Source organism: Microcoleus sp. Aus8_D2, from assembly GCF_036702665.1.
Classification (GTDB): domain Bacteria; phylum Cyanobacteriota; class Cyanobacteriia; order Cyanobacteriales; family Microcoleaceae; genus Microcoleus.
Map to the genome: position 1 here is coordinate 15,871 of NZ_JAUBUN010000021.1, position 25,364 is coordinate 41,234.

Annotated in this window: 19 protein-coding genes; 10 read left to right on the forward strand and 9 right to left on the reverse strand. The window is 45.3% G+C overall.

Going from position 1 to position 25,364, the window contains the following annotated elements; translation table 11 throughout:
• Positions 1-9 precede the first annotated feature (9 nt).
• From acnB to QUB64_RS17700, 6 genes are all read left to right on the forward strand, one after another.
• On the forward strand, positions 10-2,625 hold the full coding sequence (gene acnB / locus QUB64_RS17675) for a bifunctional aconitate hydratase 2/2-methylisocitrate dehydratase (protein WP_333269984.1): 2,616 nt from the start codon (positions 10-12) through the stop codon (positions 2,623-2,625).
• 341 nt (positions 2,626-2,966) lie between these two features.
• Positions 2,967-3,353: a hypothetical protein gene (locus QUB64_RS17680; RefSeq protein WP_333269987.1), complete on the forward strand. Its 387-nt coding sequence runs from the start codon at positions 2,967-2,969 to the stop codon at positions 3,351-3,353.
• The gene (locus QUB64_RS17685) at positions 3,350-3,805 is read left to right on the forward strand and encodes a nucleic acid-binding protein (protein ID WP_333269990.1); all 456 of its coding nucleotides are present in this window, start codon (positions 3,350-3,352) and stop codon (positions 3,803-3,805) included. The genes QUB64_RS17680 and QUB64_RS17685 overlap by 4 nt, the downstream gene beginning before the upstream one ends.
• A 219-nt stretch (positions 3,806-4,024) precedes the next feature.
• Positions 4,025-4,315 (forward strand): hypothetical protein, encoded by a 291-nt coding sequence (locus tag QUB64_RS17690; RefSeq protein WP_333269993.1) that lies wholly within the window; start codon positions 4,025-4,027, stop codon positions 4,313-4,315.
• Positions 4,316-4,328: 13 nt separating this feature from the next.
• Positions 4,329-4,766: a type II toxin-antitoxin system VapC family toxin gene (locus QUB64_RS17695; protein WP_333269995.1), complete on the forward strand. Its 438-nt coding sequence runs from the start codon at positions 4,329-4,331 to the stop codon at positions 4,764-4,766.
• Between the two features lie 166 nt (positions 4,767-4,932).
• On the forward strand, positions 4,933-5,313 hold the full coding sequence (locus tag QUB64_RS17700; RefSeq protein WP_442921422.1) for a cupin domain-containing protein: 381 nt from the start codon (positions 4,933-4,935) through the stop codon (positions 5,311-5,313).
• A gap of 349 nt (positions 5,314-5,662) precedes the next feature.
• Here QUB64_RS17700 and QUB64_RS17705 read toward each other — a convergent pair whose 3' ends face one another.
• The 7 genes from QUB64_RS17705 to QUB64_RS17735 all read right to left on the reverse strand — a co-directional run bounded on the left by QUB64_RS17705 (position 5,663) and on the right by QUB64_RS17735 (position 12,354).
• Positions 5,663-6,325: a pentapeptide repeat-containing protein gene (locus tag QUB64_RS17705; RefSeq protein ID WP_333269997.1), complete on the reverse strand. Its 663-nt coding sequence runs from the start codon at positions 6,323-6,325 to the stop codon at positions 5,663-5,665.
• Positions 6,326-6,488: 163 nt separating this feature from the next.
• The gene (locus QUB64_RS17710; protein WP_333269998.1) at positions 6,489-8,138 is read right to left on the reverse strand and encodes an ABC transporter substrate-binding protein; all 1,650 of its coding nucleotides are present in this window, start codon (positions 8,136-8,138) and stop codon (positions 6,489-6,491) included.
• A gap of 352 nt (positions 8,139-8,490) precedes the next feature.
• Entirely contained in the window at positions 8,491-9,963 is a 1,473-nt protein-coding gene (locus QUB64_RS17715; RefSeq protein WP_333270000.1) for an adenylate/guanylate cyclase domain-containing protein, read from the reverse strand.
• 70 nt (positions 9,964-10,033) lie between these two features.
• A complete protein-coding gene (locus QUB64_RS17720) occupies positions 10,034-10,378 on the reverse strand; it encodes a slr1659 superfamily regulator (RefSeq protein WP_333270001.1) in 345 nt (114 codons plus the stop codon).
• A gap of 46 nt (positions 10,379-10,424) precedes the next feature.
• The gene (locus QUB64_RS17725; protein ID WP_333270004.1) at positions 10,425-11,003 is read right to left on the reverse strand and encodes a DUF6272 family protein; all 579 of its coding nucleotides are present in this window, start codon (positions 11,001-11,003) and stop codon (positions 10,425-10,427) included.
• Positions 11,004-11,196: 193 nt separating this feature from the next.
• Positions 11,197-11,715, reverse strand: a complete 519-nt coding sequence (locus QUB64_RS17730) for a PP2C family protein-serine/threonine phosphatase (RefSeq protein WP_333270006.1) — start codon at positions 11,713-11,715, stop codon at positions 11,197-11,199.
• A gap of 360 nt (positions 11,716-12,075) precedes the next feature.
• On the reverse strand, positions 12,076-12,354 hold the full coding sequence (locus tag QUB64_RS17735; RefSeq protein WP_333270009.1) for a hypothetical protein: 279 nt from the start codon (positions 12,352-12,354) through the stop codon (positions 12,076-12,078).
• 778 nt (positions 12,355-13,132) lie between these two features.
• On the opposite strand from QUB64_RS17735, the gene QUB64_RS17740 reads away from it, so the two are divergent.
• Positions 13,133-13,690 (forward strand): hypothetical protein, encoded by a 558-nt coding sequence (locus tag QUB64_RS17740; RefSeq protein WP_333270011.1) that lies wholly within the window; start codon positions 13,133-13,135, stop codon positions 13,688-13,690.
• A gap of 328 nt (positions 13,691-14,018) precedes the next feature.
• On the opposite strand, the gene mnmA is transcribed toward QUB64_RS17740, so the two are convergent.
• Positions 14,019-15,110, reverse strand: coding sequence for a tRNA 2-thiouridine(34) synthase MnmA (gene mnmA, locus QUB64_RS17745; RefSeq protein ID WP_333270014.1), 1,092 nt, complete (start codon positions 15,108-15,110; stop codon positions 14,019-14,021).
• Positions 15,111-15,352: 242 nt separating this feature from the next.
• On the opposite strand from mnmA, the gene QUB64_RS17750 reads away from it, so the two are divergent.
• The 3 genes from QUB64_RS17750 to QUB64_RS17760 all read left to right on the forward strand — a co-directional run bounded on the left by QUB64_RS17750 (position 15,353) and on the right by QUB64_RS17760 (position 18,513).
• Positions 15,353-16,999, forward strand: coding sequence for an NAD(P)H-hydrate dehydratase (locus QUB64_RS17750; RefSeq protein ID WP_333270017.1), 1,647 nt, complete (start codon positions 15,353-15,355; stop codon positions 16,997-16,999).
• A 260-nt stretch (positions 17,000-17,259) separates the two neighbouring features.
• On the forward strand, positions 17,260-17,769 hold the full coding sequence (locus tag QUB64_RS17755) for a peptidoglycan-binding domain-containing protein (RefSeq protein WP_333270019.1): 510 nt from the start codon (positions 17,260-17,262) through the stop codon (positions 17,767-17,769).
• 234 nt (positions 17,770-18,003) lie between these two features.
• Positions 18,004-18,513 (forward strand): peptidoglycan-binding domain-containing protein, encoded by a 510-nt coding sequence (locus QUB64_RS17760; protein ID WP_333270021.1) that lies wholly within the window; start codon positions 18,004-18,006, stop codon positions 18,511-18,513.
• Between the two features lie 288 nt (positions 18,514-18,801).
• Here the strand turns inward: QUB64_RS17760 and QUB64_RS17765 are convergent, their stop codons facing one another.
• Positions 18,802-24,753, reverse strand: a complete 5,952-nt coding sequence (locus tag QUB64_RS17765; RefSeq protein WP_333270023.1) for an AAA family ATPase — start codon at positions 24,751-24,753, stop codon at positions 18,802-18,804.
• Between the last annotated feature and the right edge of the window lie 611 nt (positions 24,754-25,364).

The window sequence follows — 25,364 nt, forward strand, 5'->3', positions numbered from 1 at the left end:
GAGAGGAAAATGCTTGAATCTTACCGCCAACAGGCTGCCGAAAGGGCCGCATTGGGAATTCCACCGCTGCCACTAGACGCCCAGCAAACGTCGGAACTCTGCGAATTGCTGAAAAATCCGCCACCGGGAGAAGAATCCGCCTTAATCGAATTATTGCGCGATCGCGTGCCACCCGGAGTAGACAGCGCCGCCTACGTCAAAGCAGGTTTTTTAACCGGCATCGCCAAAGGCGAAATCCACAGCCCCCTAATTGCTCCCAAATGGGCAGTTTACCTGCTGGGGACAATGATGGGCGGTTACAACGTCCAATCTTTAATCGATTTGCTCAATCCCACTGCCGAAATCACCATCCCGGCCACCGCAGCCCGCGCCTTGAGCAAAACGCTGTTAGTATTCGACGCCTTCCACGACATTCTCGCCCTGTCGGATACCAATCCCTACGCCAAGCAAGTAGTCGATTCTTGGGCTGATGCCGAGTGGTTTACCAGCCGCCCCGAACTGGCCGAAGCCATTACCGTTACAGTCTTCAAAGTGCCCGGAGAAACCAATACCGACGACTTGTCTCCCGCACCTCAGGCTACCACGCGGCCGGACATTCCGCTGCACGCTTTGGCGATGCTCGAAAGCAAGATGCCAGGATCTCTGGAAACGATCGCCCAATTAAAGCAAAAAGGCCATCCCGTCGCCTACGTCGGCGATGTTGTCGGCACCGGTTCCTCGCGGAAATCGGCGATTAACTCCGTGTTGTGGCACATTGGTAACGATATTCCGTTTGTACCCAACAAGCGCAACGGCGGTTATATTCTGGGAAGTGCGATCGCCCCGATTTTCTTCAATACCGCTGAAGATTCCGGCGCATTGCCGATCGAATGCGATGTCGCCAAAATGGAAACCGGCATGGTAATCACCATCCATCCCTACAAAGGCGAAATCACCAACGAAGCCGGAGAAATCATCTCCACCTTCACCCTCAAACCCGACACAATTCTAGACGAAGTTCGCGCCGGCGGTCGAATTCCCCTATTAATCGGACGCACCTTAACCGACAAAGTTCGCGAAGCTTTAGGACTAGGAATCAGCCCGATTTTTACCCGTCCAACCATTCCCGCCGATACCGGAAAAGGCTTCACCTTAGCTCAAAAAATGGTAGGGAAAGCCTGCGGTTTAGCAGGCGTTCGTCCCGGTACATCTTGCGAACCAGTCATGACCACAGTCGGTTCCCAAGATACCACAGGCCCCATGACTCGCGACGAATTAAAAGAACTAGCTTGTTTGGGATTTAGCGCCGATTTGGTAATACAAAGTTTCTGCCACACCGCCGCTTATCCCAAACCAGTTGATGTCAAAACTCACCACGAATTGCCCGATTTTATGTCACAGCGGGCGGGCATAGCTTTGCGTCCCGGAGATGGCATCATTCACTCTTGGCTGAACCGGATGTTATTGCCGGATACAGTAGGAACAGGCGGCGATTCTCACACTCGTTTTCCGTTAGGAATTTCCTTTCCGGCGGGTTCGGGATTGGTAGCTTTTGCTGCTGCTTTGGGCGTGATGCCTTTGGATATGCCAGAATCGGTTCTAGTCCGGTTCAAGGGTGAATTGCAACCGGGAGTAACGCTGCGGGATGTTGTGAATGCAATTCCCTACGTAGCGATTCAAAAAGGTTTGCTGACAGTCTCGAAACAGAATAAGAAAAACATCTTTTCTGGGCGGATTATGGAGATTGAAGGTTTGCCCGATTTGAAGGTCGAGCAGGCTTTTGAATTGACCGATGCCTCGGCCGAGCGTTCTTGCGCCGGATGCACGATTAAATTGAGCGTGGAGACTGTTTCTGAGTACATTCGTTCTAACGTCGCGCTGCTGAAAAACATGGTGGCGCGGGGCTATGAAGATGCACGGACGATGATGCGCCGGGTGGCGAAGATGGAGGAATGGCTGGCCAATCCGGTGCTGCTTGAGGCGGATGCTGATGCTGAGTACGTGGAAATCATCGAAATCGATCTCAACGAGATTACTGAACCCATTGTGGCTGCGCCGAATGACCCGGATAATGTCAAGCTGTTGAGTGAGGTTGCGGGCGATCGGGTAGACGAAGTATTTGTCGGTTCCTGCATGACAAATATCGGTCACTACCGCGCCACTGCGAAGGTATTGGAAGGTGCAGGGGAAGTGAAAACTCGCCTGTGGATTTGTCCGCCCACTCGCATGGACGAACAGCAACTGAAAGAAGAAGGTTATTACAGCATTTTTGGAGCCGCTGGAGCGCGCACAGAAATGCCGGGATGCAGTCTTTGTATGGGAAATCAAGCGCGAGTTAAAGATGCCACAACGGTGTTTTCAACTTCGACTCGCAACTTCAACAACCGCATGGGCAAAGACGCGCAAGTTTATCTCGGTTCTGCGGAATTAGCAGCAGTTTGTTCGCTATTGGGCCGCATTCCCACAGTCGAAGAATACCACGAAATTGTCGCGAAGAAAATCAATCCTTTTGCTGGGGATTTGTATCGGTATTTGAATTTCGATCAAATTGCTGGTTTTGAGGATGAAGGGCGAGTGATTGCTTTGGAAGATATGCCTCGGATTGAGGATATCTTGGGTATTCCTGATGGTGTGTTGAGCAAGTAATATCATCGAAGCTGACTGAGATGATGATTTTTAAACCGCCGAGGAACGCAGATGAATGTTATCTGCGTTCCTCGGCGTTTATCCACTGATATCTGCGGTTAAAAAAAAATCCCAGAATCTGGATGAATCATCCCCCGCCTTTTGTTTACAATATAAGTAGGGGCGGGTTCACCAACAATCTCTAATTCACATTCAGGATATTGATAAACCCGCCCCGGGCCTTACTAGAAACCCGGTTTCTGCCTGGATGTCTCGCAGCCTAACCCTCGATTTATCACAGCAACCGGGTTTCTTTTCATCAGTCGATCTTCAAATAAATCCGACCAAGGAGAAAAGTGATTATGTCTGAACAAGCTTTAATCAGTGAAAGTCCAGCGACAGCAACTTCAGCGCCAGAAACTCGCATTGGCAACGAAATGGTAGAGTTTCTCAGTGTAATTCAGCAAACTCCGAGAGAATATTGGCCGAATTTGCTTAAAATGATGAGGCTATTTCTGGAAACTGTCACAGTTAAGCCGGGATTATCGGAACCCGCCGAGACACCTGAAAACGTAGATTTTACTAAACTCTCGAAGGAGGAAAGGATCGAAAGAAATCAACCTGCGATCGAATTATTGCGATCGTGGCGAGAAGAAGATGATGATGAACAAGAACAAAAAGAAACTGCGGAATATCTTGAACAAGTGATAAATGAAGATCGGATGTCTAATCGACCCTTGTTTCCATGAGTAGAATAATTATTTTGGATTCTGGCCCATTAGGGATGGTGACAAATCCTCAAGCCAAACCTCCTTATTTGGAATGCCAACTTTGGCTAAACTCGTTACTACAAAATGGTGTAATGGTAATCCGGCCTGAAATTGCTGACTATGAGGTGCGGCGCGAGTTGATTAGAGCCGGAAAAGAGAACGGTATTAAAAAGCTTGACAAATTTAAAAATGTCCTCACATACCGTCCTTTGACTACGGAGGTAATCCTTCTAGCTGCTCAGTTGTGGGCGGATGCACGCCAGAGAGGAAGGCCAACGGCAGAACCCAATGCACTTGACGGGGATGTGATTCTGGCGGCTCAAGCAATATGGGAAGCAAATGCAGGAAATGAAGTTGTAATTGCTACCACAAATGTGGGGCATTTGTCTCAGTTTGTGGATGCTCGCGAATGGCGATCGATCCAGCAGTAAAATTCAAGTTGTGACGAGTAACAAATTTATACATAGACTATTTTGGTAAACTAAAGAGTAACTGAGAGCAAGGAGATAATTATGCCTGAACAAGTTAAATAAAGCGAACTCCCGCCAGCTAGCTCTGTTTCATCCCCGGAAGCCTCCCCAGCTATTTCTGTAGCGGGAAAAGAAGCCAAATCACCTCAAGCTAGCTCTGTTTCACCGCCCAAAGCGTCTATGGAATGGCTCGTTTTGGAAATTGATAAAATTCCTCAAGAATACTGGCCGAATTTACTTGAGATTATTCGCCTGTTTCGCGAAAGCGTGATGATTAAAGCCGAACCTGTAGATGCTTGGGAAAAAATTAAGCACGATCTCAAAAACCCCGATCCAGTTGTGGAAGCAGCAAGGCAGAAGGCTTTGAGCGAAATGCTGCGCTCGTGGGACGAAGAGGGAGATGAAGAGGAGCAAAAAGAAACCTGGGAAATTCTCAGTAAGGCTTTAGATCGAGGTGGTGTTTCTATTTAATTGAATCAATATTATGACCAGATTGGTAATTTTGGATTCAGGCCCTCTGGGAATGGTAACAAATCCCAGAGCTACACCCCTTTGCCGGGAGTGCAGATTTTGGCTTGACTCTCTACCGTCACGGGGCTACAAAGCTATACTGTCTGAACTGGCTGACTATGAAGTGCGACGCGAGTTAATTCGTGCGGGTAAGGTGGCAGGTATCAGACAACTTGATTTACTCAAAACTGGGATTGAATACCTTCCTATTTCCACAGAAGTAATGCTTCTAGCGGCTCAGTTGTGGGCGGATGCACGAAAGAGAGGAAGGCCGACAGCAGAACCCAATTCACTTGATGGCGATGTGATTCTGGCGGCTCAAGCAATATTGGAGGCAAATGAGGCAAATGAAGTGGTGATTGCTACCACAAATGTGGGGCATTTGTCTCAGTTTGTGGATGCTCGTGAATAACAATTAATCTCTTAAAGCTGGATTCTGGGATAAAAACTCAGGAATGAGCCGTTAGCGAAACTTGCAGAAGCCGATCGCACGCAACGCACCTACCCCGACTTACCCAGTCCCTGATATACTTTCAACTACAGATATTTTTACAGATACCGTTAGCGAGATAAACAGTATGGTGGAAACAGTGGACACAATCGAAAAAACGGACGATCGCACGCAAACTCGGTTTTGGGGTAAAGTTACAGTCATAGACGCGGGCGATCGCTACAAGATCAATCGCATCGAAGTCAAACCGGGACACCACATCCGCACCCAAATGCACTATCACCGCAGCGAGCACTGGGTTGTCGTCTCCGGTACCGCTAAAGTTATCTGCGATGACAAAGAGACCATTCTCATGCAGAAACAGTCAACCTACGTTCCCATGAATACCGCTCACCGCGTGGAAAACCCCGGCGTTATTCCCTTGGTGATGATTGAAATCCAAAATGGCGAATACCTGGGTGATGATGACATTATCCGTTTTCCCCAAGATGCTGCTGACGAAGATTGATCTCAAATCAAGTTAAATAACTCTTAGGTTTGTAGTGAGGACTTCAGTCCTCTCTCATCTCAGACTTAACGGAAAATTAAAATTACCAGAAAGAATTGGTTTAAAGCCCGCCCGCCCGATCGGGATCAATTAAAATCAGACTCTTCGTTACTCTAATCCTCGGACTTAAGGGTAGAGGTCGCCCTCATCCCTTCTCCCTTGCGAGCCCTCAAGCGGTCACAGGTCAAGCGGTCACAGGTCAACTGAATGAAGGCAATTAAAATTATAGGGGCAATTTCATAAATTGCCCCTTAATTATTATATTAAGGTTGTTAAACACGACAGTCAGATATAGCAATTGGCGATCGTCCTACGGCAAAGAAGCGTTTTTCAAATCTACATTCGCCATATTAGCATCCTTTAAATTAGCACCAGTCAAGTCCGAACCGTTCAAATTAGCACCAGTCAAATTAGCACCGGTCAAATTTGCATCCCGCAAGTTAACCCCCAGCACATCTATTCCCGACAAACTGCCGCCCCGGAGGCTGACATTAGATAGATTCGATACAGACTGGCGAGCATTTCTCAGGTTCGCACCTGCCAAATTAGCACTTTCTAAGTTAGCGCCCACTAAATTAGCGCTCGTGAGGTTGGTATTTTTCAAACTGGCAATTACTAAACCAGCCAGACTCAGGTTAGCGCGAGTCAAATCAGCACCTTCCAAATTTGCCCCGTGCATTTTAGCCCCAATTAAGCTCGCACCTTGCAATTTAGCTTGTGTCAGATTTACTGCGTTCAGTTTGGCTTCGTTGAGGTTAGCACCGTTCAAATTTGCACCGCTCAAATTCGCACCGCTCAAGTCGGCTCCGCTGAGATTTATACCACCAAGCTGCGCTCCTGTCAAGTCACATTTGCTGCAATTTTTAGTTTCTAATAGTTGCTTGACTTGTGATACGTTTTCTGCTTTGACTCCAGAAGCAAAACCGATCGCCATTACCAAACCTAAACCTGTTGTTAAAATTCCAAATTTCATATACTCACCCTCAGCGATATCTCTCTCTACTAATAATATCCAACATTTTTAGAGAGAGTGGGGTGATCAGTCTCTTCGATAAACTGTGACAATCATCACCCTGTTATGCGCCAAATATGATAGAATTATGGACGTTTCAAATCCCCAACTTTCTTGTAAACAATTATTGCTTTTTCAGGAACCAAAAGGGAAAGGATTGCGTCGGTTCGAGACGGACGCCAGTGATATTATTCTGAGCAAAAGTATAGTCCTTATCCTGCCAAAGAGGGATGAAAGGTACATCTTTACCCAGTATGTCTTGAATTTCTGCAAACAAGGCTTTGCGGGTTTGGGGGTTTGGTTCTTGGCGCTGCTTGGCGATCAGTTGATTTACCCGATCGCTATAATAAAACGAACCTTGCCCCTGGCTAGCTCCCTTCTCGCACCCGCGGGCCGCCGAACCCGTCGCACAATCCAAAAACGGCTGAATGTAATTGTCCGCGTCGAAAAAGTCAGCGGACCAATCCACTAACACCGCAGGATAAATCCCCTTCTCTAAGTTCTGGAATAAAGTCGGAGATTCAACACTGTTAATTTCTACCTGCATTATCCCGTCCATTTTCTGTTTGGCTAGCGCCTCGATCATACTCGCCACTAAAGCTCGTTTTGTGGAACCAGTAGGATGCCAAAGTTGCAGGACAAAAGGATTGGTGGCCGAATATCCCGCTTTTGTTAACAATTCCTTAGCCTTGGCCATGTTGGCGTCGCCGTACAGTTCTTTAAAAACCGGTTTGTGAAGGTCGAAGGTTGTGGGAATCAGACTGTACAGCGGCTGCCCTTGTCCCCCCAGTATGCGATCGCTAATCAGGGGCCGATCCATCGCTGCTGCGATCGCCTGTCTCACTTCTAACTTGTCCAGCGGTTTAGACTTCATATTCAGCGTCATGTAACTAACCGTACTGCTTTCCCCCGCGATTTCCTGCCATTTCCCTTTTTTTGATCCATCGTCCAAGCTGCGAAATTGATCGGCATCCAGAGATAAATAAGCTACATCGATCGCAGCAGTCCGAAAAGTATTGAACAAATTTGAAGAACTAGAAAGCAGCAAAATGTCAATGCCTTGATTAACTGGTTTTTCCCCCCAATACTTGTCAAACACGTCAAACTTGAGAGAATCGCTGCCATACTTCGCCAACTTGTAGCGTCCAGTTCCCACAAAGGTATCGGGTTTAAATTTACCGTCCCCAATCTCGTAAGCTTTCGGAGAAACTGCACAAATACCGGCAAATGTCAGCAGGGAAGGAAAAGCAGCAAAAGGCTTTTTGAGTTGAAAAGTTAATTCGTATTCGCCCGTCGCTTTCACCGATTCTACTGCATCGCCCAACAAGAAAGCCGGACGGCCGCCATTTTTGATAAATCGCTGCAAGGAAAATTCCATTGCTGCGGCGTTAAAGCGTGTGTCGTCGTGAAAAATCACGCCTTGACGCAAGGGAATTGTATATGTCAATCCGTCTTTGCTAACTTTTGGCATTGCTGTCGCTAAGCCGGGGATTAACTCAGTAGTTCCCGACTTGTAAGTGTAGAGAGTATCGCCCAAATTGCGCAGCAGTTGTCCTGAGATAACTTCGTAAGCGTCCGCAGGGTCGATCGTCCGCAATTTCAAGGTTGTGCCAATAGTCACACGGTTATTAGCGTTGTTGGCGATCGCCGTTGGCGATCGATTGGCCCGCTGTCCGCAGCTTGCAGTCAACAAGCAGCACAGACAGAACAGAGCGATAACTTTAATCACTGAAGGTTTTATAGATATTTTAGGCTGCCGCTTGTTGATTCCCATCGTCTTTTATTGACACTCCAAATTAGTAATTATATTATCAGGACTTACGCACTTTTAAAGGAGAAACCGGGTTTCTTGGTAAATAGTCTGTCGCAAAACCTCCCAAGCAGCAGCTTATCCGTTCCTGTTGTATCGGAATCATAATTTTCGAGTGCAGTGCGAGGAAGGCGATCGCGCGATCGATATAATTCAGATGTCAGCGGATCTGACTAATGACAAGGTTCGCGGGCGAGGGGACGCTCGCACTAATGACTGCTGACCACTGACGGCAGGACTACTGACCACTGACCACTGACTACTGACCACTGACCACTGACTACTGACTAATGACTAATGACGGCAGGACAACTGACTAAATTCCCTTGAGGAGCGATCGCCAATCCCGACAGCGTTTCAGATAAATGCGAGCTACCCGATCGCTCGGATTTGTCCGCAAACACTCTTCAAACAATTTTCCCGCTTCTCGGAACTCCTTGCGATCGCACAGTAACATCGCTTCAGTATATACCGACAAATTTGCTAGCTTAGCCGATCGAATTTCCGGCGGATCGGCATCAAATATCTCATAGACTATGACATATTGAGATTTTCCTTTTACCTTTACTTTATCCACAATCCGAATATCATAATCACCCGGATTTCGCAACCTGTCTAAAGTCTGCTGAGAAATTAACAGAGGAACGCCGTATTCTTTAGTCAATCCTTCAATCCGAGATGCCAAATTAACAGTATCACTAATCACAGTGCTGTCCATTCGGCTTTTGCCACCAACTGTCCCCAGCATCAAAGAACCAGAATTGATGCCTATGCCAATTTGAATCGGGATGTAGCCGACATTTAGACGGTCTTCGTTGTAATCAGCCAGGATATTTAGCATCGCAATACCCGCTTTCACTGCATCATCTGCACAGTCGCTAAACAAAGCCATGATTGCATCGCCGATATATTTGTCAATAAACCCGTGATTGCTAGTAATAGCAGGCTCCATCCGCGACAAGTAAGCATTGATAAAATTAAAATTTTCTTGCGGCGTCATAGTTTCCGAAAGCGTTGTGAAGTCGCGGATGTCCGCAAACAGCACCGACATTTCCTCCTGCACTTGGTCGCCTAAATTGACATCGATAATACTTTCATATCCCAATAAATTGAGAAATTGATGCGGCACAAATCGCCCGTAGGCATCAGTCAATTGTGATTCAACCTCTAAGGATTTTTCTAAGCTTTGATTGACTTCAAATAGTTCCTTAATAAATTTTTGGCGGTCGGCTTCAGCTTGTTTGCGTTCCGTGACATTTTGAAAAACTGCGATCGCAAAAGCAACTTGATCACCGTCAAAAATTGGCGTACCCCAAGTCTCAAGGGGAATTTTCTTGTCTGCTTTATGAATTTCCAGATCGTCAGCAGTCGAACTTTCTCCCGTCAAAGCTCGGACGAGCGGTAAATTTCGTGAAGGATAAATAATATTAGTTCCCGCGATATAAAATTGATAACTTTTTGACAAATCATCAACAGAATTTAACGGCAAAACCCCTTGGCCGAGTAACTGCTGTCCGGCGTGATTGACGTAATAAGGTCTGCCTTGAGAATCGAGCACGGCCACGCCTACCGGAATCGCTTCCAGAAATTTAACCAGCTTGGCTTCCCCTTCCCGCACCGCCTCCAATGCCCGATAGCGCAACTCACTTTCCACCGTATCAGAATGTTCAGCAGTATTTTCCAGCAAGATTTCCAGATCCGCTTTTTCCTCCTTCAAGTCTTCCACTTGCTGGCGCAATCTTTCTATCTCTAAAAGTAGCTGTTCTCTTGATGGTTGTTCTTCCAGCATAACCCGAGAATTTGCGCCTCGACTAACAGAAAATTGCTCAACAGCCAGTACCCTAAAAGTCATCGTGTGTCTATACTAATTCCAACTGCAAACCAGGCATCAGGCGCTGCAAATTCTTCAAAGATTTACCTTGCCAAGCTATACGTTGAGAGCCTTGTACCGCCATTTGCACCCGGGCTTTTTTGCGCACCTCAATAATAAACTTCGACAGCATATTGATGCCAGAACTGTTCAAAAATTCTAACTCCTGCAAATTTAGAGTAATTTTCGCCGGTTCGGCATCGGCAACCTCGCCCAGCAACTGCACTATCGGTGCGTAGTCTTCAGGCCCGCTCAGCCTTAGAGAGCCAACAAAACTCACGGTTGTCGTTGATGGATCGTAACAGATCCGGTAATTTTCTGTCTTAATTTCCATTACTGCCACAAAAAGTCCCTTAGATATTATCGATCGCCAGCGATACTTATACTCTTAATTGCACCATAGTTGTCACCGTAATTACTTCCGGGTCTTTTTGCACCGTCTGGAACTTCCAGCCTATTTTAGCGCTATAATCGCTGAGCATCGTCAACAAGCCCAATCCAGAATCGGTACAGCTTTCGTCAGCAGCATTGTTTTCCAACTGCTGAATGTACAGCTCGCTCGGGTCGGATGCCAGCAACTGCTGAATGTAAGCCTGAAACTTCCCCACAGCTTGCTCCGGGATGCTGTTAGCAACGGAAAAAATCAGTCCGTCGCTCTTTAATTGCAGTTTAATGTCGATCGGGTGCTCCGATGTTTCATCATTAAACTTCATCGCATTCTCTAATAACTCATTAGCAATGTAGCTAACAGCACTTTTAATTTCAGCTTGTCTGTCAATTGTCGAGGGGTCGTCTTCCTTTCCCGGGAAAAAAGTTGTCAAGTAGTCAGCTAAAAAATCCGCCGACAAACCGTTGTTCCGCCACCGCTGCTGGAGAGGTATCGAACTCGGGGAAAATCCAATTATTAAATATTCGTGACTGGGAGTCGGCTCGATGAAATCACCGAAAGTCTGAATCATATTAGTTGTTTGTTGACGGTTGACGGTTGACTGTTGTTATTTGTTATTTGTTATTTTTTAATAATTATTTGTTGACTGTTGTTATTTGTTATTTGTTATTTGCTACCATTACCAATGCCCAATGTCCAATGCCCTGTTGGGCCAATGCCCCATGCCCCATTCCCCATTCCCCATTCCCTGTTTGGCCCATTACTTATTTTTGTTTAAGAATCAGCAATGTGATGTCATCAAAAACTTTTTGTTCGCCGATGTGCGATCGCACGTCGTCAATTACAGCCAGCCTAATTTCTGTGGCCGTTCGCTGCCAATTAATCTGTATTACTTCAATTAACCTCTCTACACTGTAAAGCACTCGATCCCTATTTTCAGCTTCCGTAATCCCGTCAGTATACAGCACTACCACATCTCCTGAATGCAACTGCACAATTGTTTCAGCAACAAATTCAGCAATATCTGCATCCAGCCCGATCGGGAAACCCAAATCGATCGTATCAAACCGCTCGACAGAACCGTTACACCGCACGACAATCATTTCTTCGTGCTGGCCGCTCAACTTCAGTATACCCTCCTCATAGTCTAGCAAAGCAAGGCTAGCGTTTTTATCGCATTTCATCCGCTGCACGTTATCGTAAATTGCACTGTTAATAGCGCTTAAAAATCTCACCGGGATCTGGTTCGTCGCGAGCAAAGTTCCCACGGCCGTTTGAACCATGATTATTGTTAATTTTTTTGAAATTTGGGCTGATTTTATGTCGCAGATTCCCGTGAGAATTATTGCTAAATTATACCTCCATATTGATTGCTAAATGTTTATTTTCTTCTCTCCAATTTCCGGCAAAAGTAATCAGTTGCGCTCTTTCCTCCGGTGTGGCATCGGAACGCGAGCTACTTTTTTGAGAAATCAGCCTAATCTCGGATAAGATTTATTGCATTTCGGGAATCTTCAGCAAAGTAGCATCTATCAAATAATAGCTAGGTCTGGGTCTAATATTAGATTGGAAGTGTCGCCGAGTTGAGCGCTCAATCCATTAATATTTGCTGCTAATTATTGATAGATAACATCGTAAATTTCTCAAGTGCACTGACTGCTACGAAGTTGAAAGTTTTGCCAATATTTATAAAGATCGTTAAGCTTTTCACGAGCAAGTAAAGTTTTCCATAACTGGCGATAGGTATTTGCCATAGATTGAAAGTTAGCGTCTATTTTAGCTTCTAAGTTTACCCTGGTATTTGGATTGCTTAACTTGGGATTTAAACCCTGATAATTTAACAGTTGAAGTTGCGGTATGTATTCCCTCAAGTGGCGGAGCGGGCGCAGATAGTGATTGCCGTAGATTTCTTTTTTGGGCAAAATCAACCCTGCTGTTAATTTCGGAAATCAACCGGTACATAACCAAGGTTAACGGCATCGCAAATAGAAAACCGATCGAGGTAAATTTTTGAGGATAGCTCAGTCGATTCATTAAATGGATTCCTAGGGATTTTCTGTTCATAATCAATACATTTAAACAAGATTTTCATTAAAAAGTAGCGATGGCTACTAATTTTTTTTGACCCCAACAACGGATACAAGCCTCCGACTTAAGTTGTGGAGAGATCAAAATGTTAGACTCCTGTTCCTGCTCCTAGATTCATCTTTGGAGTCAATCTCAAATCTCAAATCTCAAATCCCAAATCGACTGACGATCGCTCTTGAAAACCTGAATGTTATAATTAATCAGCGATAGCTTACTTAATTTATAATACGTTTCCGTCCTGTTGCCACAGATTGTGCAGCATCCCTGCGATTTCACCGGCTCAGCTCGCATTCCACAGTCTCAAACACTTAATAGTCATTGATACTGAGCTGCTCTGGGAGAATCAGATTTTTTTCAGAAGATTTACGTAGGCATAAATTTTTATCAATACTCCGACAATAAGAGTAAAAATTAAGTAATAACTGGATAGTGCAAGTTTCCTGAAACACTTCTGGCCGGCAGCGAGTATAAAATACTTGTGCCGCACGACTCAGTGAAGTCGGTTCTGGACCAAGGAACAAACAGCACCGGCAGCAATGTCTAAATAAGTATCTGCATTTGAGCGATCGCGAGCGATCGCGCCAGAGTGTAAAGTGAGGAAGAGGGCGTAAGATGAAACCAATCTCCGAAAATAACTCTCAAAACAGTCAAAATCTAGGTGAAAAGCAGCCAAATCCTCTAATTTTGGCTGTGGTGCTGACAGGAATTCTGACCTGGGAAATGTATCCGGCGCTAATACACACCGCTGCGGCTAACGCGGGCGCTCTCAAACAATCCCTCCCTCAGTTGGAAAGCCAAGAGCAGCCAACGGCGGTGTCCAACAAAATTAGTTATTCCGAATTGGCACTAAATAGTCTGACTTCCGAACCAAGCAATTTGGCCGAGGGTACAGGCCAAAATCCCCCGAACCAATTGCCCGCAACTGTAGCAGCAGCAGTTCGCCAAGATTTGTCGCGCTCCACTGGGATTGCTGCTGACAAGTTGAAAGTCACTGAATCGAGCGGGCAAAGTTGGCCGAATACTTGTTTGGGACTCGCGAAATCTGATGAAATTTGCGGTCAAATGATTGTTGAAGGTTGGCGGGTTGTGGTTTCTGATGGCCGCCAAACTTGGGTTTACCGCACTAATGCTAAGGGAAATGTCTTGCGCTTGGAAAAGAAAGTTAGTTAGGGAAATTTGACTCTGTGAAATGAACAATAATTTTAATTGTGGAACACGCAAGATGCCTGTTCCACAAAGAGTGAATTTTATGCTGGGAGGTTTCTTGTGCGGTGGGCTTCTTGGAACAGGCTTTCCGGCCTGTTCCACAAAGAGAAAGAGTAAATTTTATTGTGGTAGATTTGGGAGCATCTCAGTTTTGCATCTGTAGTGCTGTAGAGAGCTCGCGTGCTAGCTCAGCACGCGAGCTCTCTACAGCACTGTAAAAAAATGTTTTTTTCAAAAATGAGATGCTCCCGTAGATTTCTTGTGGGGTGGGCACGCGAGCCAGCCCCTGACATCAATTGGGGAGTTTTTTTCTTTCGATGATGCCGCCGCCTAAGAGCACCTCTCCGTCATACCAAACAGCGGCTTGTCCGGGGGTAATGCTCAACTGCGGTTCGTCAAAAATCACCTTGACTCTTGTACCGCTGGCTTTTTCGTCTGCTTGGGAGGGTTCGACAGGAATAATTGTAGCGGGGACGGGTTGCGATCGATAACGAATCTGTACATTCGCCCGAATCGGAGCAGTCGGTTCCGCCACAGAAACCCAATTTACTTTCTGGACATTACACTCAGATTCTACCGCCAACTGGCGATCGCCCACAATCACCCGATTAGCACCAGCATCAAGTTCAATCACATACAGCGGTTCCGGTGCAGCAATCCCCAGGCCCTTGCGCTGGCCGATGGTGTAGTGGTGCACGCCGTCATGCTGTCCGAGTACGCGGCCAGTCTTGTCCACAATGTCACCCTTTTGCGGCGCAATGTACTTGTCCAGAAAAGCCCGCATCGAACCGTTACTTTCCACCAAGCACAAATCTTGACTTTCCGGCTTGTCGGCAGTGCTCAAGCCAAATTCTGCCGCAATTCTGCGAGTTTCCGTCTTGGTAATTTCCCCCAACGGAAACTCCGTACCCGCCAGCAAATCCTGTGTTAAATCGTACAAGAAATAAGATTGATCTTTCGCAGGGTCGATCGCCCGCAGCAACTGATAGCGATCGGCAGCAGTATCATAAGTAATGCGAGCGTAGTGCCCCGTAGCAATCTTTTCAATTCCGAGTTCTTCGCGAGCATACTTGAGCATCGGCCCGAACTTTACAGTTTTATTGCACTGCGAACAAGGCAGAGGCGTCACTCCAGCACTGTAACCGTCCACCAAAAAATCGACAATACTTGCTTTAAAGACTTCACGGCTGTCAACAATGTGGTGAGGAACGCCCAAATTTTCGCAAATTTTAGCGGCATCGACCATTCCTTCAGAGCAGCACTGACCTTTGCCTTTCATCAACCACAGCGTTAAACCCACCACTTCATAGCCCTGATGGTGTAAAATTGCGGCTGCTGCGGAACTATCGACCCCGCCGGAGAGGCCTACGACAATCTTGTTCATGGTTCGGAGAGAAATTGCTATTTTACTGTTTTACTGTTACGCAAGTTCGATCGATCTCATTGATTATACCACAAAAATACTACAATCTGCTACTGCTGCTGTTAAGTGAAATTTTAGCACTTATATAGCGGTGATCAGCTAAATTTGGTCAAGCGCGAACGATTGCTTATCGATCCAATTACCAATTACCCATTACCAATTACCCTTTACCTGACACACCTCACCTCAATGAGAACGGCTATATGAGTATTCAAAAATTTGTTGTCACCGCCGACCAAATGCGGCAAATAGAAACGAGAATCTTTGCTGCTGGAATGCCAGTACCAGCTTTAATGGAAAAAGTCGCCGGACTAATTGCTAGACGCATTCAGGCGCTGTTAAAGTCAGAGGGAAGTTCGGCAACGGATTATGAAACGGATTTAACGTATAGAAGGAAAAGGGGCGAAGGGAAAAAGATTGTTAATTCTCAATTCCCAGTTATCGGGGTATTGGTTGGGCCCGGACACAATGGGGGCGATGCTTTGGTTGTGGCCCGCGAATTGCACTTTCAAGGACTTCCAGTAGTTATTTACTGCCCGTTTTCTCAACTAAAAGAACTCACAAAAAGTCACGCTGATTATGCGCGTTCTTTAAATATTCCATTTGTTGACCAAGTTGAATCGCTGAACAACTGCGATTTGCTGATCGATGGTTTATTTGGATTTGGATTAGAAAGAGAAATCACTAATCCCACAGCCACTGCTATTGATGAAATAAATAATTTAAACTTACCAATTGTTAGTATAGACATTCCCTCGGGAATTCATACAGATACAGGAGCTGTTTTGGGGACGGCAATTCGCGCCAAACATACATGGTGTTTGGGGTTGTGGAAAATGGCATTTCTGCAAGACAAAGCGTTAGAATATATCGGCAGGTCGGAATTAATTGATTTTGATATTCCCCTCGCAGATATTGCAGCGGTATTGGGCGATTTGCCATCAATACAACGCATTACGAAAGCATCGGCAATTCAGCATTTGCCATTACCCCGATCGCCAATTTCGCACAAATACACCAACGGTAACATACTCATTATTGCAGGTTCGGGCCGCTACAGCGGAGCCGCAATTTTGTCGGCATTGGGAGCAAGAGCAAGCGGCGTGGGAATGCTGTCAATTGCCGTCCCTGAGTCGATTAAACCGATGTTGAGCAGTCAGTTACCAGAGGCTTTAGTTATCGGATGTCCTGAAACCCCGAGCGGTGCAATTAGCCAATTGCCCGTAGCAATAGATTTGGGCGCCTATGATGCGATCGCCGCCGGGCCTGGTCTGACATTGGAAGCGGCGATCGCTGTAGAATCTGTACTGGAGTGCGATCGACCTTTGGTTCTAGATGCCGACGGTTTAAATATCCTCGCTCAACTCGGCACAGTCCCGATTTTGTCGGAACGCTCAGCACTGACAATTATCACGCCTCACCCTGGCGAATTCAAGCGTTTGTTTCCCGAATTAGCAGACGCAATTGGCTCCGATCGAATTGCCGCAACTCAAGCAGCCGCGAAGCTTTGCGGTGCAACGGTATTGCTCAAAGGAGCCAGAGTTTGCATTTCTTGGAGCGATAAGGGCGATTCCTGGGGGGATAGCTACGCTTCACGTACCGTGACCTATCTCAATCCAGAAAGCACCCCAGCCCTCGCCAGAGGCGGCAGCGGCGACGTTCTCACAGGCTTGTTAGGGGGACTGTTAGCAAGTGCGATCGCCCGCAAATCCCCCCTCCAAGAAGTGGTAGCAACAGCAGCGTGGTGGCACGCAAAAGCCGGAATCGCGGCAGCCAAGGAACGGACAGAATTAGGAGTAGATGCCTTTACTCTGACACAGTATTTAATTCCTACATTGCGAGAATTTTAAGTGCGATCGATTGACCGCAATAAATAAGGTTCGTAGTGCGGACTTCAGTCCGCTCTCATGCTGCGGACTTCAGCCCCCACAGATACGTTTTTGTTATGTTAATCGATCGCATAAGATATCACTCGTTTGAGTGACACTCAAATGAGTGACACTCGAAAAAGTGACTGTGAACTCATAAATCCCACCAGTTATACCTGAAATATCAAAGAGCACAACTTAAATATTGAAAGGAGCACATTATGTACACCGAAGAAAAAAGCATGAACAATGAAACTATCGCCATCGCCGCCGATACTACAGCTCAATCAAATCTTGCAGTTGGTCTGACAACAGCACTCAACAAACCCACATTACAAATCGGTTCCACAGGTCAAGCCGTCAAAGAACTAGAAACTCTCCTAGCTCATTGGGGATACTATTTCGGCCCGATTGACGGTATCTTCGGCGTCCAAGTTCAAAAAGCAGTCAAAGGCTATCAACACCGCGTCTTCTTAATGGAAGATGGGATTGTCGGTTCCCTGACTTGGCAAGCATTGTACTCTGGTGCACCTGTGAATATGCCGACCCTAATGAATGGCAGTTCTGGTAATGCGGTGAAAATTGTTCAGAATGTCCTGAAATTCAATGGATACTATGTCGGTTTTATTGACGGATTTTTTGGGACGATGACTGATGTAGCAGTCCGCCATTTCCAACTCAGCAAGGGTTTAGTACAAGATGGAATAGTCGGCTACAGAACTTGGCACGCTCTCAGCAAGTTACCGCACTAAGTTGCGTTGGGTTCCCACAAACACCCCATCAGTTGGTTTGTAGTGAGGACTTCAGTCCTCATCAAAATCAGAGAACTTATATTCCTCACTACAAATACATGACGGCTAACTCAAATGAGTGACACTCGAAAAAGCGACTGTGCAGTCACTTTTCCCACCAGTTATACCTGAAATATCAAACACCACAACTTAAACCAGAAGAGGAATCACATTATGTACACCGAAGAAAGAAGCATGAACAATGAAACTGTGGCTATCGTCGCTGATACTGCTGCTCAATCAACTGTTGCAGTTGCTTCAACCACCGGACTAAACAAACCCACTTTACAAATGGGTTCCACAGGTCAAGCTGTCAAGGAACTACAACAGCTTCTCTATCACTGGGGATATTATTCTGGCCCGATGGACGGTATCTTCGGCCCCCAAGTTCAAAAAGGAGTCAAAGGCTATCAACACCGCGTCTTTTTAACTGAAGATGGGATTGTTGCTTCCCTAACTTGGCAAGCACTATACTCTGGCGCACCCGTGAATATGCCCATCTTGATGAATGGCAGTTCTGGTAATGCTGTGAAAACTGTTCAAAATGTCTTGAAAATCAATGGATACTATTTCGGTGCGATTGATGGATATTTTGGGACGATGACAGATGTCGCAGTGCGCCAGTTCCAAATCAGCAAGAATGTACCGCAAGATGGAATTGTCGGTGCTAAAACTTGGTACGGTCTCAGTAAGTTACCCCACTAATCATTGGTTGAATTCACTTTCGTAGAATTTACGCAAAAGCTCTATATGTAAGGTACACCGTGAACCTTACATATAGAGCTTCGCTTCGGACGGAAAGTCATTAGACTTCCTGCAAGCCCTAGTTAGGACGGCGTCGAAGCCCATCCCACAAAAATCTTTTTTTCTTGTGGGACGTTGCTCCCAGCATCGTCCCAAAATTTGATTAAAATGACTTTTGCAATCTTGTATATCATAAAAATCACAGGACTCAAGTCCCGATCGCAAACTCTTTTGAATGTGCCTAACTTCCTAATCATTGTTGTTGGAACTGCTGCGCACGGGAATGGCGATCGCAAATTCTGTTCCCCTTCCCGGCGCTGAAAAACATTCTAAACTTCCCCCGTGTTTTTTGGTGACTATATCGTGGCAAATAGGCAATCCCAATCCGGTTCCCTTGCCTTCTGCTTTAGTTGTAAAGAATGGCAAAAACAGTTGGTCTTTGATGTGTTCTGGCATTCCAATTCCATTGTCAACTATCCGAATTTTTACTGTACTATTTGTAACTGTTTCGCTGCTGTGGGCAACAGAGGTAGAAATTGTAATCAGATTGGGGTTGCTTTCAATCTGTTTGTAGGTTTTACCAAAATTAGATTCTTCCAGAGCATCGATCGCATTAGCGAGCAAATTCATAAATACCTGATTCAGTTGCCCCGGATAGCATTCTATATTAGGTAATTCTCCGTAATTTTTGATGACTTTAATCGTCGGGCGATTTGCCGAAGCTTTTAACCTATGCGACAAAATCATTAATGTGGTATCGATTCCTTCGTGAATATTTGCTGATTTTTTCTCAATCCCGTCGGTACGCGAGTAATTTCGCAAAGATTGCATGATGTCGCGGATGCGATCGGTTCCCAATTTCATCGATTCAATCATCTTTGGCAAATCTTCTACTAAATATTCTAATTCAATCGCTTCTATTTCATTTAACACTTGTTGTCCAGGCTCGGGAAAGTTGTCTTGATAAACCTGAACTAAACTTATCAAATCGCTGATATAGTCTGTAGCATGATGCAGATTACCAGAAATAAAGCTGACTGGATTGTTGACTTCGTGGGCGACTCCAGCCACCAGTTGTCCGAGTTGCGAGATTTTTTCAGTTTGAACTAATTGTGCCTGAGTGTGTTGCAGTTGAGCGAGTATTGCTTCTAAATCTTCAGCTTTTTGTCTTAGTTGAGCTTCCGATGTTTGCAGGGCTGTTTCGGCGCGCTTGCGATCGCTAATATCGCGATTAATTACCAGGGCGTGGGGTTGGCCGCCGTACTCAAAAAAGTTCGCTTTTACCTCAAGATCGCACAGCGTACCGTCTTTTCTCTGTATGACAGCTTGACAGGTAAATTCTTGGTGTCTGCTAACAGTTTGTTGGAATTCGGCGAATAAATGCAGATACTCTGGAACCATATAATCTGGCGGGCTTAAATGCAGAAACTCCTCTTGAGAATAGCCAAAAATTTGACATAGTGAGGGATTAGCTGCGATGACTTTACCGCTATTCAAATCTATCAGCGAAAGTCCGTCTGCTACCGTCTCAAATATGCTGCGGTACTGCTGTTCTTTTTGGAGGAGTTCGACTTGAAACTGTTGCAGGCTTTGGAGAGATTCAGCCAACTGGCGGGATTTGTGTTGTTCGCGGCCGTAGAGGCGGGCGTTTTCAATGGCGATCGCCGCTTGTGCGGTTAACAGTTGCAACAGTTCCAAGCGATCGCGCGTAAATGCTCCTCTCGCCAGATTATTCTCTAAATACACAATGCCAATTAACTTACTTTGATACAAAATCGGCGCGCATAAAACCGATTTTGGTTGGCAATTTTGAATATAAGTATCCGCTTGGTAAATTGTTTCTATACTTGCATCGCTTAACACCAAAGATTGCTGACTTATCCCAACATACTTGACGATAGAAATAGGAAGATCGCAGCTATCTTCCACCAGCCTTGACTCTTGAAATGTTGCGGAGTTATTCTCGTTAGTATCCGACACTTCCACAAACAATTGCCCGGAGCGTTCTAAAATAATACAGCCTTTCTGTGCGCCAGCATTTTCTAAGATAATATGCAGCAGTTTTTTGAGCAACTTTTCTAAAACAATTTCACTATAAATTGCTTGATAAGCTTTGATTACTGTTGCTACATCCAAAATATTAGTATGACTAGATGTACTCGCAGTTAAAGTTACAGCAATCCGCGACTCTACAGCTTCCGGAAATAAATTACTATAGTATTGTTCGAGTTGGCGGACTTTCGCTGTGGCGCCCCACTGGAGATAGCAAACTCTGGCATCGTTGAGATAATTCTTGGCGAAAATCAGCCGATTTTGCGATAAATAAAATCTCGCTGCTAATTCGTTAACGAGTGCAGCATCTTGAATGAAGCGATTTTCTATCGCCCGGGCGATCGCACTATCGTAGCATTCTGACGCCTCATACTTTTGTCCCGACAACCGCGCCGCTTCCGCCCGGATGGCTAAATACTTGTGTTCGTAATTTGCAGGGCAGTTTTTCGCAAATTCTCCGAGCTCTTCCAGGTCAATATTGAGCTGTTCTAGGTAGATTTGGCGATCGTCCTCAGTGGCATTTGTATAAGCAGCAGCCAGGGCTATAGCGCGGTGGAAACGAAAAACCGGAGTCGAAAAACCACCAGTAGCAAATGCCAAAAATTCAGCACCAATATTAGCATATTCTAAGGCTATATCGACCTCCCCGAACCAATTCGCCACGGTTAGTCTGTAGAGATAAACCGTAAAAGAAGCCCCCAAATCTGCCGAGGCTTCAGCCAATTCTAAAAGCGACTGTTCATCGATGAAACTTGGAGGATTGACCGCAGTATCCGCAGGACAAGTAAGCTGGTAGATTGCCTGTTTATTTAGCAAAAAATATGCTAGCATATTTCGGTCTATTTTTTCCAAAACTGGGAGAAATTCATCAATGATTGCAGCGGATTTTTGGAGTGTTTCATTGCCAAAAAAGCAGATGACCAAATAATTAGCCGCAGCATATCCCGACCACTGATAAGCACCTGTCTCTAAACCGCTATTAAAAGATTTGATCAGAAAAAGCTTCGACTCATCAATATATTTAATGTGGTGCAAAGTTAAAGCCCCCCACGTGACAAAAATACAAGCACCTAACTCTTTAGCATCCCAGCATTCGTAAAGATTGAGACCCAGTTCTCCTACTGTGCAACCAGTGTCAATTTCGCCATATTTAACAATTAAAGTAAAGGAATACACAATGTAGCCAAAGGCGGATATTCTGCAATTACCGTGTTCAATTGTCGCCTGCACCAACTTCATCGCGCAGAGAAATGGGGCGTTAGGACTGGTAAAGTAAGCAATGGGGTAAAGTTCTTTCAAAATCCGGTGGGCGGCGAGTTGCAGCGGATCTGTGAGTGTCGGTAAATCGGCTAAATCGGCGATGGATTCCCCAATCATCGCCTTCGTCTTCGCCAACTCCCGCAGCAAATACGCATCATCCGGGTACGCCTCAAACTCAATTCCCAACAATTGCAGCGTCTCGATACCTAAGCGATAAGCAGCAGGCAAATCATTTTTCATCCGCAGACAAGTCATTTTCAACTCATTAACCTGACACCGTTCCAATAATGTCCTAGTTTTCGGCAAAATCAAGTCAAAAATTACCAAAGCTTCGTCATTTTTCCCATTCAAATATTCCGCTTCGCCCAATGCCAAATGCAGCGCCCAAGTTAACGCATAATTATCTTCCCAACTTTGTGCCGGCAAACTATTGCAGCCCGACTGGAAAAAAGTCAGCGCAGTTTCAAATGCCGAAGCAGATGCGGCAGTTTTGCCCGCCTGCAAGTTTAACTCTGCTAATTCATAAAGTTGATTCAACTCGCAAATCAACCCGCGAGCAAAATTTAAATGATTGACAATATCAAAAATTCGTTCTTGGCGTTCACCTTCGCTGCTTCCTTGCAATAACAAACGCCCGATCGCTAAATGAACCGATTCTTTGTCTGCATCAGGAATCATGGCATAAGCAGCTTGCTGAACGCGATCGTGCATAAATTTGTAGCACACATCTGGGGCCGTTTTTCCCAACTTTTCCAACTCTTCCGGCTCAAATACTTGAGGTATCCGATAGGTATTGCCTACAGGTAAAATTAACCCTACTTGCAGCGCTTCCCACAAATCCTGCGCTGTTTGACTCCAAGATTTCCCGCTTGCCACAGACAGTATATCCAAACTAAACTGATTGTCAATACAAGCCGCTAATTGTAATATTCGCTGGGTGGCGGTTGACAAAATTTGAATTTTATTCACCATCAAATCAACAACATTTTCTGAAATTCCCTGGGATTCAATATGTTGAATATCCCACTGCCACTCAGCAGCCTGTGGGTCAAATCTCAACCAGGATTTTTGATGCAAATATTTCAGCAGTTGTTTCAGAAAAAATGGATTTCCATCAGTTTTTTGTAGTAATAAATTCGCCAGCGGTGTCGCTGTTTCAGCAGGACAGCTCAAAGTTTCAGCAATTAGTTGAGTCGCGCAGTCAATTGCTAGCGGTTTTAAAGTAATAGCTGTCATCGGAACTCCTGCGCCCCGAATTGCCTCATTCGCCAGCATAAATGGATGCATCGGGCTGACTTCATTATCCCGATAAGCAACAATTACCAGCAAGTAAGGCATTTTACCGAGGCAATTTTGTTCGTACATATTGACTGTTGCAGCATCTATCCACTGACAGTCATCCAGAAACATTACTAAGGGATGTTCCGCACTCGCAATTGCTTGGACGAACTGCTGCATCACTCGATTGAAGCGGTTCTGAGATTCAATCGGCCCGAGTTCTGGTACGTCTGGTTGTGGGCCTAAAATTAACTCTAATTCGGGGATGGCTTCGATCGCAACTTTAGCATTAACATTCAAAACGTCCAGCAGCTTTTCTCGCCACAAGTCAATCTGAGATTGGCTTTCGGTCAAAATATGCTGCACCCAACTCCGCATAGCTTGATTGAAACAAGCGTAGGGAACATTGCGTTTTAATTGATCAAATTTACCCGATACCAAGTAGCCGCGCTGTCTGGTTAAATTGCGGATAATTTCATGAACTAATGCAGATTTACCAATTCCAGAATAGCCACCTACCGAGACAATTTCACCGCTACCTTTGCTAACGCGATCGAAGGCTTGCAATAATTGCTTTATTTGCTCTTCCCGCCCGTAAAGTTTTTGGGGAATTAACAACTGACTCATCGCCTCCAGTTGTCCGGGGATAAAATTATCAATTGTACCTAAATTTTCGATTTGATTCTGGCAGCGTTCTAAATCTGCCAATAATCCGGCTGCACTTTGATACCTGTCTTCGGCATTTTTTGCCATCAGTTTTTCCACAATTTCCGCCAACACTTGGGGAATTTGCGGATTTAGTTGTGGAATTGCAATTGGTTGTTTGGCAATGTGACAGTGTACTAATTCCAGCGGATCGGTGCTGCGAAATGGCAATTTTCCTGTCAGCAGTTCGTAAAAGGTGACACCGAGAGAGTAGAAGTCGCTGCGGTAGTCTACGTCGCGATTCATGCGCCCGGTTTGTTCCGGGGACATATAGGCGAGAGTTCCTTCTAGGCGATCGGGATTTTTTAAGTTCGGCGTTTCTTTGTTTAACCGCGACGCGATGCTGAAATCAGCGAGCTTTACTCGATTTGTTTCGGCATTTACGATAACATTAGCTGGTTTTATGTCTTTATGAATAATTTGATTTTGATGCAGGAATACTAAAGCTTTTGCTAATTGGATGGCGATGTTTAAAAATTGGGCGATCGACAATTGATAACTCGCGGTTGCTGCTTGCACAACAGTTGTGTCAATCCCAGCACTTTGCCCGCCGCCTGCAAGGGTTTTTGTATCACACATTGCAGAAATCCTGCAAGCATTCCCGGCTTTTGCCATCCACTGTTTGAGGGAGATGCCGCCAAAATCTTCTAAGACTAATACTAAGCAGTTTGGGTGCGTTTCTAGGCGATCGACTTTGACTGTATACTGGCAATCAAGATATACGGCGATCTGATATTCGTGTTTTAAGCGAGTTATCTGTTCTAGGGTAGGATATTCTGTATTTAAAACTTTGAGAATGGCAGGCTGTCCGTTTGTTAGGGATACCGCCCGATAAATAGCTGTGTTAGTTCCTTGGTGGATGATTTCTTGCAAGTCATACCCAGAAATCCTTAAAGCTGGGAGCATAAATTTTGATTCCAGTCAGTCAATTGGTTTCTAATTCTATAGTGCAATACGGTTTACTTAAGAGAGAGAGGGCGCGTGCCGGCTTTTATACAGTCGATTATTTCATAATTTTTATGCTAAACCCGCCCCTACGGCAATATGGTTGACTTAAGAAATTCGTCAAAAAGCCTTAAGTAAACCGTATTGTTCTATAGTGCACCATGTAGAATAGAAGCGAACTGATAGAAATCACGGACACCAAAAATAGTAGTTACCGAACTACTACCCTAGCTCATACCATTTGAGATGTTAGATTGTAGCCGTAGGGTGCGGATACATCGAGCATCTTCAAGAAAGAGCAACAATCTCATAGCGATGCACTTGCAAAGAGCAAGTACACGGGAAACAACCATCCGTTTCAGTCCCCCCAACATTTTTGTTGTGGCAAGCTTTTTGATAATTTATCAATGGTATCAGGTGCGTCGCTATCACATTGTCAGTCTTGATGCTGGGATTTTCAGTGGCGACGCACCCTACGAGTTATTCCCGGTTTGCTTGTGGCAAGCTTTTTGATAATTTATCAATGGTATCAGGTGCGTCGCTATCACATTGTCAGTCTTGATGCTGGGATT